Genomic DNA, 13789 nt, shown 5'->3' on the forward strand with positions numbered 1-13789 from the left:
GGCGAGGCACACCACAAACCTCTCACCGTGGAGCTTTCTGTCATGAACGTTTCCCGTATCGCCGCCGCGTCCGCCGTCGCCGCCGCCTCGGTACTGATGTTCTCCGGCGCGGCGTTCGCGCACGTCGGCGTCCAGCCGGAGGGCGAGGCCGCCAAGGGCGGCTACGCCGTCGTCAACGTCAAGGTGCCCAACGAGCGCGACAACGCCTCGACCGTCAAGGTCGAGATCAACTTCCCCGTGGAGCACCCTCTGTCGTCCGTGATGCCGCAGCCGGTGCCCGGCTGGAAGGCCGAGGTCGACAAGACGAAGCTGGACAAGCCGCTCGAGGTGCACGGCAAGAAGATCACCGAGGCGGTCACCAAGGTCACCTGGACCGCCGACGGCGCCAAGATCGGACCGGGCCAGTTCCAGCAGTTCCCGCTCTCGTTGGGCCGACTGCCCGAGGACGCCGACCAGCTCGTCCTCAAGGCCATCCAGACGTACGACAACAAGGAGGTCGTCCGCTGGATCGAGGAGCCTGCCGAGGGCGGCGAGGAGCCCGAGGCGCCCGCTCCGGTCCTCAAGCTGTCGGCCGCAGCCGACGACCACCACGGCGCGGCCGCGACCGGCGCCGCCGCCAAGGACGACGCCAAGGCGTCCGGCCACCAGGAGGAGCCGAAGTCCCGGCCGGGGGCCTCCGGCACCGGCAGTGACTCGACAGCCCGCATCCTTGGTGTGGTCGGCATTCTCGTCGGTGCCGCGGGCGTGGCCTTCGGCGTCCTCGCCGGCCGCCGCCGCTCCGCCTGACCCCGGTCCGTACCGAACCCGCTTGCGAAAGAGAAACCCATGCACAGCCCCAAGAGCGACGCGGAGCCCCGCCGCAGCCGGCGAGCGCCACTGATCGCGGCGGTCGCCGTCACGGCCGTCTTCGCCGTCGCGGCGGGTGTCGCCGTATCGCAGAACAGCGGCGCCGGCACCGGCAGTCCCGTCAGTCAGGTCTCCGCCGAGGCGAAGAACAAGCCCGCGACCGTACTCAGCCGGCCGTTCACCAAGCCGAACCTGGTGCTGACCGACACCAGCGGCAAGAAGTACGACCTGCGGGAGGAGACGAAGGGCAGGCCCACGCTGATCTACTTCGGCTACACGCACTGCCCCGACGTCTGCCCCCTGACGATGAGCAACCTCGCCATCGCCGAGAAGCAGCTGCCGAAGGCCGACCAGGACAAGCTCCAGGTCGTCTTCGTCACCACCGACCCCGAGCGGGACACCGCCGCCGAGCTCGGCAAGTGGCTGCCCAGCGCGGGCGACCCGTCGTTCGTCGGGCTGACCGGCGACTTCGCGACCATCCAGGCCGGGGCACGGCAGATCGGCATCGGAATCGACGCTCCGACGAAGGACGAGGACGGCACCGTCGTGTCCATGCACGGCGCCCAGGTCGTCGCCTTCTCCCCGAAGACCGACGAGGGCTACGTCCTGTACGGCGAGGACACCACGGCCGACGAATGGGCCGCGGACCTGCCGAAGCTGATCAAGGGCGAGAAGCCGTGACCCGCCGCACTCCGTTCGCCGCCGTCGCCGCGGCCGCGCTCGCCGCCGGGCTGGTGCTGGCGGGCTGCTCGGCCGACGGCGGGCCCGAGTTGAAGGTCAGCGGCGCCTTCATGCCCCAGCCCGTCGGTGACATGGCGGCCGGATTCCTCACCGTCGAGAACGACGGCGACGGCGAGGACAGACTCACCTCGATCACCAGCACGCTGTCCGACGAAGTCACGATCCACGAGACGGAGAACCAGAAGATGCGGGAGGTGAAGTCCTTCGACATCCCGGCCGGCGGCGAGCTCGACCTCGAACGCGGTGGCAGCCACATCATGTTCATGGCGCTCAAGCAGCGGCCGAAGCAGGGCGACACGGTCTCCATCGAGCTGCACTTCGAGAAGTCGGATCCGATCAAGGTCGAGCTCCCCGTGAAGGAGACCACCCACAACCCGCAGAAGCAGTGAGCACCGAGGGACTGGTCCTCCGATGACAGCCACCGCCCCGCGCCTCGGCCGCTCCCCGGCCCGGGTGCTGCTCGCCGTGCTCGTGCTGGCCGGCACGCTCCTCGGCGCGCTGCTGGCCGGCGCGACCCCCGCGTCGGCGCACGCCGTGCTCACCGGGAGCAATCCGAAGGACGGGGCGGTGGTCGCCACCGCGCCCAAGGAGGTCACGCTCACCTTCTCCGAAGAGATCGCCATGGGCGACGACTCGATCCGGGTCCTCGAACCGAGCGGCAAACGGGCCGACACCGCCGAGGTCCGCGACCTCGGCGCCGGGGGCGCCGTCACCTACGGCGTCGCACTGCACCCCGGCCTGCCCGACGGCACCTACACCGTCGCCTGGCAGGCCGTCTCCGCGGACAGCCACCCCGTCTCCGGAGCCTTCACCTTCGCCATCGGCGCGCCCTCGCAGACGACGGTCACGCTGCCGGACGAGGAGGCCGGCGGCGGACTCGTCGGATTCCTCTACGACGTCGGGCGCTACGTCTCGTACGGCGGCTTCGTCCTGCTCGTCGGCGGCGCGGCCTTCGTCCTGCTGTGCTGGCAGCGGGGCGCCGCGGTGCGGCCGGTGCAGCGCCTCGTCGTCCAGGGCTGGGCGGCCATGACCGCGGCCACCCTCGCGCTGCTTCTCCTGCGCGGCCCCTACACCGGCTCCGGCGACCTCGCGGACGTGCTCGACCTGGGCGCGCTGGCGCCCGTGCTCGCGACGAAGACGGGCGCGGCGCTCGTCTCCCGGCTGCTGCTGCTCGGCGCGGCCGCACTGTTCGTGGCCGTCCTCTTCGGTACGTACGCGAGGCGAGAGGACTCGGACGAGAAGAAGGACCTGACCTTCGGGCTGGCCGTCGGCGGCACGGTGGTCGCCGCCGGGATCGCCGCGACCTGGGCGCTGTCCGAGCACGCCTCGACCGGCGTCCAGCCGGCCGTCGCGATGCCCGTCGACGTCCTGCACCTGCTGGCCGTCGCGGTCTGGCTCGGCGGTCTCGCCACCCTGCTGACCGCCCTCTACCGGTCGCCGGCGATCGAACGCCGGGCGGTACGGCGGTTCTCCACCGCCGCCTTCGCCAGCGTGGTCGTGCTCGCCGCGACCGGGCTCTACCAGTCATGGCGACAGGTCGGCTCCTGGTCGGCGCTGACCGGCACCTGGTTCGGGCAACTGCTGCTGATCAAGGTGGGTCTGGTCGGGGTCATGCTCGGCACGGCCTGGATCTCGCGGCGCTGGACGGGGCGGCTCGCCGAGGTCACGGAGGCCGCGGAGGCCGTCCCTGAGGAATGCGAGGAGGCGGTCGCCGATTCCGGTGCGGCCGCGGAGGCCGACCCGAAGCGCGCCGCCCAACTCGCCCGGCAGCAGGCCGCCGTGGCCACCGCCGAACGGAAGCGGAACCGGGACGCGGACAGCGAGCGTTCCGGACTGCGGCGTTCCGTGCTGGCGGAGACCGCTGTCGCCGTGGTCCTGCTGGCCGTGACGACCGTGCTCACCTCCACAGAGCCGGGCCGTACGGAGGAACAGGCCGCCAAGGCCGGTGACTCCCGGCCCGCCGCGCAGCAGGCCGGGCCGGTGGAGCTCGAGATGCCGTTCGACACCGGCGGCGAGAACGGCAAGGGCACGGTACGGCTCAGCCTCGACCCGGCACTGTCCGGCGGCAACGACATGCACCTGTGGGCCCTTTCACCGGACGGCAAGCCGCTGGACGCCCCCGAGGTGAAGGTCTCCTTCACCCTGAAGGCGAAGCAGATCGGCCCGCTGCCCATCACCCCCGACCGCGTCAGCGCGGGACACTGGAGCGCGAGCGCCGTCCAGATCCCGATGCCGGGCGACTGGCAGGTCAAGGTGACCGTACGGACCTCCGACATCGACCAGACGACCATCGACGAGAACATCAAGATCGGCTGACCCACCGTGACACCCGTGACACCTGTGACCTCCGCGGACGACGCACCCGACGCACCCGACGCACCCGACGACGGCATCTCCAGGCGACGGCTGCTCGGCACCGCGGGCGCCGCCGGCGCGACCGGTCTCCTGCTCGGGGCCGGGGGCGGCGCCGCGGCCTACGCGGTGACGGAGAAGAGCCCGACGGCTCTGGCGATCGTCGGATCCACCGGCATCGCGTTCCACGACCGCCCGCACCAGGCCGGCATCACGGAGCCGCAGCAGGCGCACGGCCATCTCGTCGCCTTCGACCTCGCCCCCGGCGCCGGACGCAAGGAAGCGGCGGCACTGATGCGGCGCTGGTCGGTGCTGGCGGGTGAGCTGATGGCGGGCCGGCCGGCGGGCGGCGCGGACACGGGCGTGGCGCTCGACGCCGGGCCCTCGTCGCTGACCGTCACGTTCGGTTTCGGCCGCTCCTTCTTCGACCGCACGTCCCTGGTGGCGCAGCGGCCCGGCGGCCTGGACCCGCTGCCGTCGTTCTCCTCCGACCACCTGGACGCCAGGCGTTCCAACGGCGACCTGTGGGTGCAGATCGGCGCGAACGACGCGCTCGTCGCCTTCCACGCGCTGCGGGCGATCCAGAAGGCGGCGGGCGAGGCGGCCGGGGTGCGCTGGCAGATGAACGGCTTCAACCGCTCACCGGGGGCCACCGCCCAGCCGATGACCGCGCGGAACCTGATGGGCCAGATCGACGGCACCGGCAATCCGAAGCCGTCGGAACCCGACTTCGACCAGCGCGTCTTCGTACCGTCCGGTGGTGAGCACTCCTGGCTCGAGGGCGGCTCCTACGCGGTCGTGCGCCGCATCCGGATGCTGCTCGACGACTGGGAGGAGCTCTCCCTGCACAAGCAGGAGCAGGTCATCGGCCGGCGGAAGTCCGACGGCGCCCCGCTGACCGGCGGCACCGAGACGACCGAGCTCGCGCTGGACGCGACCGGCCCGGACGGGAAGCTCGTCATCCCCGAGAACGCGCACGCGCGCATCTCGGCCCCCGAGCAGAACGGCGGCGCCGCGATGCTGCGGCGTCCCTTCTCCTTCCACGACGGGATCGGCCCCGACGGCACCCCTGACGCCGGCCTCCTGTTCGTCTGCTGGCAGGCCGATCCGCTGCGCGGTTTCGTACCCGTGCAGCGGAAGCTGGACCGGGGGGACGCCCTCTCCCCGTTCATCCGGCACGAGGCGAGCGGGCTCTTCGCCGTGCCGGGCGGACCCGCCGAGGGCGAGTACGTGGGACAGCGTCTGCTGGAATCCTGATGGGCGCCTCCCGGGCCCATTAGGGTGACGGTATGTCGGCCACGCGCTTCACCTATCTCGGTCCCGAGGGCACCTTCACCGAAGCCGCCCTGCGCACGCTCCCGGAAGCCGCGACCCGGGAACTCGTCCCGATGGTCTCCGTACCGGCGGCGCTCGACGCCGTACGGGCCGGCGAGGCCGCGGCCGCCCTGGTACCGATCGAGAACTCGGTGGAGGGCGGCGTCACCGCCACACTCGACGAGCTGGCGTCCGGCAAGCCGCTGATGATCTACCGCGAGGTGCTGCTTCCCATCGCCTTCGCGCTGCTCGTGCGCCCCGGTACCAAGCTCTCCGAGGTGAAGACGGTGACCGGCCATCCGGTCGCCCAGCCGCAGGTGCGGAACTGGCTGCGCAACAACCTGCCGGACGCCGTGTGGGAGTCGGCCGCCTCGAACGCCGACGGGGCCAGGCAGGTACAGGAAGGGCGCTTCGACGCGGCCTTCGCGGGCGAGTTCGCCGGGGCCACCTACGGGCTGGTGCCGCTGGTCACCGAGATCCACGACGCGGAGAACGCGGAGACGCGCTTCGTCCTGGTGGGCCGCCCCGCGAGGCCCGCGGCGCCGACCGGGGCGGACAAGACGTCCGTCGTCATCTGGATGGGCGAGGACCACCCGGGCGCGCTGCTGGAGCTGCTGCAGGAGTTCGCCGTGCGCGGGGTCAACCTGATGCTCATCCAGTCCCGGCCGACGGGGGCCGGTATCGGCAACTACTGCTTCGCCGTCGACGCCGAGGGGCACATCGCGGACCGGCGGGTGGGCGAGGCGCTGATGGGTCTGAAGCGCATCTGCCCGAACGTGCGCTTCCTCGGTTCGTACCCTCGGGCCGGTGTCGCGGTGGAGGATGTGCGACCGCTGCGTGCGGGCACGTCGGACCCGGAGTTCACGGCCGCGTCGGACTGGCTGGCGCGCTGCCAGGACGGCCGCCCCTGAGACGAGCCGTCCGGCGGCGCCTGAGGCGACCCCGGCGGGCCCGGGACGTCGGCAGCCGTGCCTGACTCGACAGCGGCGGCCGGCAGCCTGCGAGTTCTGCTTGTCCACAGAGTTGTCCACAGGCGCGCTTCTCGACCTGGGGACAAGTCGACAACAGAACGCCACAGGGTCGACAAATCGCCTCACCTGCACCCCTTCCATCCACAGGGCACCGGGCCGGACTCGTCCACCCCATTCCATTGATCAACTCTTTGGACGAGAAATTCCCACTCGAATGAGTGCGTGAGCCCGGTTTGATACGGGAATTCGCCAGCTCGGGAGCGACTTCCTGAGTGATCACTCCCGGAATCCACAGATCCCCCACACAGGCTGTGGATAACCTTCCGGAACGGCCCACCCCTGTGGACAACCCGTCCGCAGCCCCGCCGCACACGGCCCCCGCACCAGGGGGAGACGGCCCGCGCCCGCCCCTTTTTGGCGAAAGCGGACCGATTGTTCGACACTGCGGGACGAAGGTTTACCGCCGCCTCCACCACCGCCACCAATTGCACCAATCACGGCAATTGGTACGAAGTAACGTGCAAGCGGAAATGGAGTCGGCACCGGTAGCCTGGTGGGGTGATTGACCTTCGCCTGCTTCGTGAGGACCCAGACCGTGTTCGCGCATCCCAGCGCGCCCGTGGAGAGGACGTCGACCTCGTCGACGCCCTGCTCTCCGCCGACGAGCGGCGAAGGTCCTCGGGCCTCCGCTTCGACGAGCTGCGCTCCGAGCAGAAGTCGCTCGGGAACCTGATCCGCAAGGCAACGCCGGACGAGCGGGCCGAGCTGCTCAAGAAGGCCGAGCAGCTGAAGACCGACGTCAAGGCGGCGGAGGCCGAGCAGAACGAGGCGGACGAAGAGACCCGCCGACTGCTGCTCCAGCTGGGCAACATCGTGCACGAGGACGTCCCGGTCGGCGGCGAGGAGGACTTCGTCGTCCTCGAGACGCACGGCGCGATCCGCGACTTCGGCGCGGAGGGCTTCACGCCCAAGGACCACCTGGAGCTCGGCGAGGCGCTCGGCGCCATCGACGTCGAGCGCGGCGCGAAGGTGTCCGGCTCACGCTTCTACTACCTCACCGGCGTCGGCGCGCTCCTGGAGCTCGCCCTCGTCAACGCGGCCATCGCGCAGGCCACGGAGGCCGGCTTCATCCCGATGCTGACGCCCGCGCTCGTCCGCCCGCGGGCCATGGAGGGCACCGGCTTCCTCGGCCAGGCCGCGGAGAACGTGTACCACCTGGAGAAGGACGACTACTACCTGGTCGGCACCTCCGAGGTCCCGCTCGCCGCGTACCACATGGACGAGATCCTGGAGGCGGACAAGCTGCCGCTGCGGTACGCGGGCTTCTCGCCCTGCTTCCGCCGCGAGGCCGGCACGTACGGCAAGGACACCCGCGGCATCTTCCGGGTCCACCAGTTCGACAAGGTCGAGATGTTCTCGTACGTCGCGCCGGAGGACGCGGAGGCCGAGCACAAGCGGCTGCTGGACTGGGAGAAGCAGTGGCTGACCGCCCTGGAGCTGCCGTTCCAGGTGATCGACGTGGCGACGGCCGACCTGGGCTCCTCGGCCTCGCGGAAGTTCGACTGCGAGGCGTGGATCCCGACCCAGGGCAAGTACCGCGAGCTGACCTCCGCGTCCAACTGCGACAGCTTCCAGGCGCGCCGCCTGTCCGTGCGGATGCGCGACGGCAAGAAGGTGCAGCCGCTGGCGACGCTGAACGGCACCCTGTGCGCCGTGCCGCGCACCATCGTGGCCATCCTGGAGAACCACCAGCTGGCCGACGGCTCGGTGCGGGTTCCCGAGATGCTCCGCCCCTACCTGGGCGGTCGTGAAGTGCTGGAGCCGATCTCCAAGTGAGCACCGCCCCCTTCCCGTACCGGCTCGTCGCCACCGATCTCGACGGAACGCTCCTGCGCACCGACGACACGGTCTCGGAGCGCACACGCGATGCGCTCGCCGCGGTCACCGCGGCGGGCGCGGCGCACATCGTCGTCACCGGGCGGGCGGTGCCGTGGACCCGGCACATCCTGGACGACCTGGGGTACGACGGTCTGGCGGTCTGCGGGCAGGGGGCGCAGGTCTACCACGCGGGTGAGCACCGCCTGCTGACCTCCGTGACGCTCGACCGGCAGCTCGCGGGCCTCGCGCTCTCCAAGATCGAGGCGGAGGTGGGCCCGCTGCTGCTCGCCGCGAGCCGCGACGGACTCGAGGGCGACGTGATCATCGGCCCCGGCTACCGGGTGCAGGAAGGCCCGCTGCCGTACGTGCCGATGCAGGACCCGGCCGACCTGTGGTCGGCCCCGCTCAACAAGGTCTACATCCAGCACCCGACACTCGGCGACGACGAACTGGCGAAGGCGGCCAGGGCGACGGTCGGCAGTCTGGTGGACGTGGTCATGGCGGGCGCGGGCGTCGTGGAGATCCTGCCGCTGGGTCTGAGCAAGGCCACGGGACTGTCGCTGGCCGCCCGGCGGCTGGGGCTTCGGGCGTCCGACACGATCGCGTTCGGCGACATGCCCAACGACATCCCGATGTTCGGCTGGGCCGCGCACGGCGTGGCGATGGCGAACGCGCACGACGAACTGAAGGCCGTGGCCCACGAGATCACCGCGTCGAACGACGACGACGGCATCGCGGTGGTCCTGGAACACCTGCTCGCCGGCTGACCCGGCCCGGTCGCCGGCGGCCTTCGCCGCCGCGCACCGGGAGGGGGCGGCCCGCGCTGACGCGCGCTCGAAGCGGCCGCCCCCGGGCGGCCACCCGGCGGTCCTGCGGAGTGCGATGACTACTCCGCCGCCTGCCGGACGCCGCCCCGAAGGGAGCACGAGGGACCGGGACTCGAACCCCTGGTCGTCATCGCGCTCCTCTCCCGGTCGGTGTGCTCCTCAACTCTCCTCGCGGCAGAATCTCGGCGCCACCGAATTTCGGGCCCCCGTCCAAGGCCTCACCTGCGGCCTCGCTTCGGCCACGCTTCGGTCTCTACCTGCGGCGTCGCCGCCTCAGGTCCCTGAGCTGACGGGCGAAGTCGTCCATCCTGGCGTCCATCCGGACCATGTCGTCGGACAGCTCGCACAGCCGGTTGCTCATCGCCGCGACGACCCGGGTGGTGGCGTCCAACCGCTGGTCGAGGCTGTCGAGCCGCTGCGACATCCGGTTCAGCACCGGCCCGAGCTCCTGGAGCGCCGAACCGACCCCTGCGAGGCAGCTCTCGACGTTCGTGACCCGCCGGTCGAGCGACGCGTAACCCTCGCGCCAGCCGTGTTCGGCGTCGAGGAGGTAGCTGCGCACCCGGCGGGCGATGTCGCTGTCGCGCAGCAGCATGGCGACGTTGAGCACGGCCCGGCGGGTGAAGAGGGTGAGACTGGAACGGCGCTGTGGATAACTTCCGCCACGCCCGGATGAGAGTGACATGTTGTCACTCTGATATTCGCGCAGGTCAGATCCCCGCAGGATCTGCATTCCGTTCTGAGTGAGCTCCTCACGATGCCGCGACGTCAACTGCCTGATGACGGCTGTGGATACTTCGAAGTACCCCGCGACCCCCTCTGTGGATACGTGCATGGAATCAGGAAGCAGGGCGAGCGCCTTCACCTTGTCGAGCGCTTCGACCCGCCCCACGTGCTCGACGCGCATCGCGCGCGACTCGAGCAGGGCGATCTCCGATGGCATGAGGATGCCTTCCGTTCGTGAACCGACGGGAACGGCCCTCTCCCCGGGCACAGGGGTGGAGATCGGCTTACGGTGCGACTCACTCAATGACCGGCCCGGACGATGTGCTCTCCGCCGGCACCGGCAATCCCCGACTTCACGAACCCTCGACGCTACGAACCCCAGTTGCCTCCACGCACCGTGGCCAACGAGCCGATAAACGTACAGTTACGCGATACGCCTCGGCCCCCGCCGGGCAGGGCAGGGGCCGAGGCGGAGAGCGGACTCCCGGATCACTCCTCGCCGGCGAGCTTGAGGACCCGCAGCTTCTGGCCCGCGTACCAGGTCGCGGCCACCGTGACGCCCGCCAGCAGGGCGACGGCGGTCGGGAGGCCCACGTCCGAGCCGATCAGGCCCTCGCCGCCGATCTTCTCGGCGAGCGCCAGGGACCACTGCTGGACGCTCAGGGTGCGGGCGCCGGGCACGAGGCTGCCGAAGAGCGTCTCCCACACCAGGGCGTAGACGAGCCCGATGACGACGGCGTGCCTGCTGACCGTGCCGAGCAGCAGGAACAGCGCGCTGTAGGCGATCGACGCGACGAGCGCCGCCACCGTGTAGGCGATGGCGATCTGCTGGCCGTTGCCGTTCAGGATGAGGCCGGCGATGAAGGTGGGCACCGCGGAGAAGGCCATCGTCACGGCGATCGCGACGATCAGCTTGGTGAAGATGATCGTCGGCCGCTTCACCGGCTTGGCCAGCAGATAGACGATCGAGCCGTCGTCGATCTCCGGGCCGATGGAGCCGGTGCCCGCGATGACACCGATCAGCGGCACCATCGTGGCGATGGCGAACCCGCCGAGGACGTCGGCGGCGACCTGGTCGTCCGCGCCGTTGAAGCCGCGTACGGCGGCCGCGATCAGCAGCAGCAGGCCGGGCAGCACGAACAGGACCGCGGCGCGGCGCCTGCCGAGGACGGCCCGATAGGTGAGCCGGGCGACTGTGGGGTCGTACATGATCGTCACAGCTCCTTTCAGGCCGCTACGAGGTAGGAGAAGACCGACTCGAGGGACTCGTCGGAGGGCGAGACCGTGAGCAGCCGGATGGAGTGCTCGCGGGCGACCTTCGGCAGCAGCTCGGTGAACCGGCCGAAGTCGACGGCCTGGATGCGCAGCGCCCCCTCCGCCAGGTCGACCTCGATCCCGGCGGTCGACGGGTCGGCGATCAGGGCCGCGGCGAGCGCCCGGTCGTCGCTGGACCGTACGAGGTAGCGGTGCGGGCGGTCCGTCATCAGCCGGCGGATACGGCGGAAGTCACCGCTGGCCGCGTGGCGTCCGGCGACGATCACCTCGATGTGCGAGGCGAGCTGCTCCACCTCCTCCAGGATGTGGGAGGAGAACAGGACCGTCCGGCCTTCGGCGCCCATCCGCCGCAGCAGCTCCATCAGCTGCATCCGCTGCCGCGGGTCCATGCCGTTGAACGGCTCGTCGAGCAGCAGCACCGACGGCTCGTGCACCAGGGCGGACGCCATCTTCACGCGCTGGCGCATGCCCTTGCTGTACGTCGAGATCTTGCGGTCCTGCGCATACTCCATCTCGACGGTGGCGAGCGCCTTCTGCGCCTCCTTGGCGCTCAGGCCGTGCAGTTCGGCGTTGGCGACGACGAACTCGCGGCCGGTGAGGAAGTCGTACATCGCCTCCCGCTCCGGGACGACGCCGATCTGCCGGTAGACCGACTCGTTCCGCCAGATCGGCGCCCCGTCGAGGGTGACGGTGCCGTTGGAGGGGGCGAGGAAGCCGCCCATCATGTTGATGAGGGTCGACTTTCCGGCGCCGTTGGGGCCGAGGAGCCCGGTCACGCCGGGGCCGACGGTCATCGTCACGTCGTTGACGGCGACGACGTTGCCGAACCACCGTGACGTGTTGTCAATGCTGATCGTGGTCACAGCCCGACCTTTCGGTAGCGGCGCATGAGGACGCCGTACGAGCCGGCGACGAGCGCGAGGACGACGAGCAGATAGACCACGCCGACACCCGCGCCGGGGCCCTCGCCGCCGGGGAAGGCCGAGGTGGCGCCGAGGAAGGCGGTCTGCACCCCGTCGATGAGCGTGACCGATGAGAACAGGCCCAGCCACTGGATGGCGCCGGCCGAGCCGGTCTCCCAGGCGATGGCCTGGACGGTGGAGACCGCGCCGTAGGTGATGGTCATGGTCGCGATGACCGCGGCGACGCCGAAGCCGCGACGCGGTGTGAACGCGGCGAGGACGAGACCGATCCCGCCGAAGAGGACGGACAGCAGCGCCACCGACACCATGCCCTGTGCGAACCCCTTCGTCTGGTCGGCGAAGTCGAACTCCGCCAGCATCGCGCCGAGGTAGAGGATCACCAGCGGTGTCGCCGTCAGCAGGAAGACGGCCGACGCCATGGCCGCGAGCTTGGCCAGGACGTAGTCGGCGCGTTCGATCGGCCGCGAGAAGTACAGCGGCACGGATTTGAAGCGAAGGTCCCGCGAGACCGACTGCGGTGCCTGCGCCGCCAGGAACAGGGCGATCAGCGCCTGCATGACGATCGCGTACCGCGTGTACTGCAGCGGCAGGTCGGTCATGTTGGGCGTGGCGACCGCCACGGCCACGATGATCGCCGCGACCAGGCACATGATGCCGAGCAGGATCATCGGCAGCACCTTGGACTTGGCCGAGCGGCCGAGTCCGAAGGCGCCGCGCAGCGACTGCGAGTAGAGGGAGCGGCGCGCGTAGGCGCGGCCGAGGCGGGGCCCGTCGTAGTGGCGGTACCCGATGTTGTGGATCCGCGTCGTCCCGGGGGCGCCCTGGCCGCCGTGCGTGGGTGTACTCATCGGGCCTGCGCCTCCATGGTCCGGGCGGCCTCGGGGCGGAAGACTTCCGCGATGTGGTGGCGTCGCTGTTCCATCCGTACGAGGCCGATGCCGAGGTCGGCGACGGCGTCCCGCACGAGGTCGTACGTCTCCTCGCCGGTCGCCTCCAGCAGCAGGATGTGGCCGGCGCCGGGCAGACCGTCCTCGGTGCGCTCGTGGATCTGGACCCCGGCGGCGGCGAGGGCCGCACGGAGCGCGGCCGTGCCGTCGGGGTGGGTGTCGGAGTCGGTGACCTCGACGGCGAGCGTGGTGGTGGTCTGGGTGAAGTCCTTGGTGGAGCTGGAACGCAGCAGCGTCCCGCCGTCGACCACGACAACGTGGCCGCAGGTGCGCTCGAGTTCGCCGAGGAGGTGGGAGGTGACCAGGACCGAGATGCCGAAGTCGGTGTGGACGCGGCGGATCAGGCCGAGCATCTCGTCGCGGCCCACCGGGTCGAGACCGTTGGTCGGCTCGTCCAGGAGGACCAGCTGCGGGTCGTGGACCAGCGCCTGGGCGAGTTTGACACGCTGTTTCATGCCGGTCGAGTAGCCGCCGATGAGGCGGTACCGCTCCTCGTAGAGGCCGACGTGGCGCAGCGTGTCCGCGGTCCGTTCCCGTGCGGCGGTCGGCGGGAGGCCGGACATGCGCGCCATGTGGACGACGAACTCGGTGGCCGACACATCGGGCGGCAGGCAGTCGTGCTCGGGCATGTAGCCCACCCGTTCACGGATCTCGGCGCCCTGGGTGGCGACGTCGAGGCCGAGCACGGCGGCACGGCCCTCCGTGGCGGGGGACAGTCCCAGCAGAATCTTGATCAACGTGGACTTGCCGGCTCCGTTGGCGCCCACCAGGCCGGTCACACCGGGGCCGATGTCCAACGAGAGCCGGTCAAGCGCGGTCACCCTGGGGAACCGCTTGCTCAGGCTTTCGGTCGCGATCACAGTCACGTTTTCGAAGGTAGTGGCGCGCGACAGGGCTGACGTCAGCCTGGCGGCTCTATCCGTCTCCGACTCAAGAGGTACGGGCCCGTAGGGGCTGTCCCACCGAAGTCGCGGCAGGCGCCCGCCTGT

The 13789-nt window shown here is 70.6% G+C and carries 13 protein-coding genes; 8 read left to right on the forward strand and 5 right to left on the reverse strand.

Annotated elements, in window-relative coordinates:
• Positions 1 to 42: 42 nt before the first annotated feature.
• From ACFYOP_RS15640 to ACFYOP_RS15675, 8 genes are all read left to right on the forward strand, one after another.
• Positions 43 to 786, forward strand: coding sequence for a YcnI family protein (locus ACFYOP_RS15640; RefSeq protein ID WP_356893841.1), 744 nt, complete (start codon positions 43 to 45; stop codon positions 784 to 786).
• A 39-nt stretch (positions 787 to 825) separates the two neighbouring features.
• A complete protein-coding gene (locus ACFYOP_RS15645) occupies positions 826 to 1527 on the forward strand; it encodes an SCO family protein (protein WP_356893843.1) in 702 nt (233 codons plus the stop codon).
• Complete coding sequence (locus ACFYOP_RS15650) at positions 1482 to 1976, forward strand: copper chaperone PCu(A)C (protein WP_388451676.1); 495 nt, start codon at positions 1482 to 1484, stop codon at positions 1974 to 1976. The genes ACFYOP_RS15645 and ACFYOP_RS15650 overlap by 46 nt, the downstream gene beginning before the upstream one ends.
• A 22-nt stretch (positions 1977 to 1998) precedes the next feature.
• A complete protein-coding gene (locus ACFYOP_RS15655) occupies positions 1999 to 3903 on the forward strand; it encodes a copper resistance protein CopC (RefSeq protein ID WP_356893847.1) in 1905 nt (634 codons plus the stop codon).
• Between the two features lie 15 nt (positions 3904 to 3918).
• Positions 3919 to 5196 (forward strand): iron uptake transporter deferrochelatase/peroxidase subunit, encoded by a 1278-nt coding sequence (gene efeB, locus ACFYOP_RS15660; protein WP_356893849.1) that lies wholly within the window; start codon positions 3919 to 3921, stop codon positions 5194 to 5196.
• Between the two features lie 32 nt (positions 5197 to 5228).
• Positions 5229 to 6164 (forward strand): prephenate dehydratase, encoded by a 936-nt coding sequence (pheA, locus tag ACFYOP_RS15665; RefSeq protein WP_356893851.1) that lies wholly within the window; start codon positions 5229 to 5231, stop codon positions 6162 to 6164.
• Positions 6165 to 6782: 618 nt separating this feature from the next.
• Entirely contained in the window at positions 6783 to 8060 is a 1278-nt protein-coding gene (gene serS / locus ACFYOP_RS15670; protein WP_356893853.1) for a serine--tRNA ligase, read from the forward strand.
• Complete coding sequence (locus tag ACFYOP_RS15675; RefSeq protein WP_356893855.1) at positions 8057 to 8869, forward strand: HAD family hydrolase; 813 nt, start codon at positions 8057 to 8059, stop codon at positions 8867 to 8869. Before serS ends, ACFYOP_RS15675 begins: the two co-directional genes overlap by 4 nt.
• A gap of 313 nt (positions 8870 to 9182) precedes the next feature.
• On the opposite strand, the gene ACFYOP_RS15680 is transcribed toward ACFYOP_RS15675, so the two are convergent.
• From ACFYOP_RS15680 to ACFYOP_RS15700, 5 genes are all read right to left on the reverse strand, one after another.
• Positions 9183 to 9872, reverse strand: coding sequence for a hypothetical protein (locus tag ACFYOP_RS15680; RefSeq protein ID WP_356893857.1), 690 nt, complete (start codon positions 9870 to 9872; stop codon positions 9183 to 9185).
• Positions 9873 to 10144: 272 nt separating this feature from the next.
• Positions 10145 to 10864, reverse strand: coding sequence for an ABC transporter permease (locus ACFYOP_RS15685; RefSeq protein WP_356893859.1), 720 nt, complete (start codon positions 10862 to 10864; stop codon positions 10145 to 10147).
• 17 nt (positions 10865 to 10881) lie between these two features.
• Complete coding sequence (locus ACFYOP_RS15690; RefSeq protein WP_356893861.1) at positions 10882 to 11793, reverse strand: ABC transporter ATP-binding protein; 912 nt, start codon at positions 11791 to 11793, stop codon at positions 10882 to 10884.
• Positions 11790 to 12701, reverse strand: coding sequence for an ABC transporter permease (locus tag ACFYOP_RS15695; protein ID WP_356893863.1), 912 nt, complete (start codon positions 12699 to 12701; stop codon positions 11790 to 11792). Before ACFYOP_RS15695 ends, ACFYOP_RS15690 begins: the two co-directional genes overlap by 4 nt.
• Positions 12698 to 13660, reverse strand: coding sequence for an ABC transporter ATP-binding protein (locus tag ACFYOP_RS15700; protein ID WP_356894080.1), 963 nt, complete (start codon positions 13658 to 13660; stop codon positions 12698 to 12700). Before ACFYOP_RS15700 ends, ACFYOP_RS15695 begins: the two co-directional genes overlap by 4 nt.
• Positions 13661 to 13789: the final 129 nt, after the last annotated feature.

The organism is Streptomyces sp. NPDC006294 (assembly GCF_042870895.1).
Taxonomy (GTDB): Bacteria; Actinomycetota; Actinomycetes; order Streptomycetales; family Streptomycetaceae; genus Streptomyces.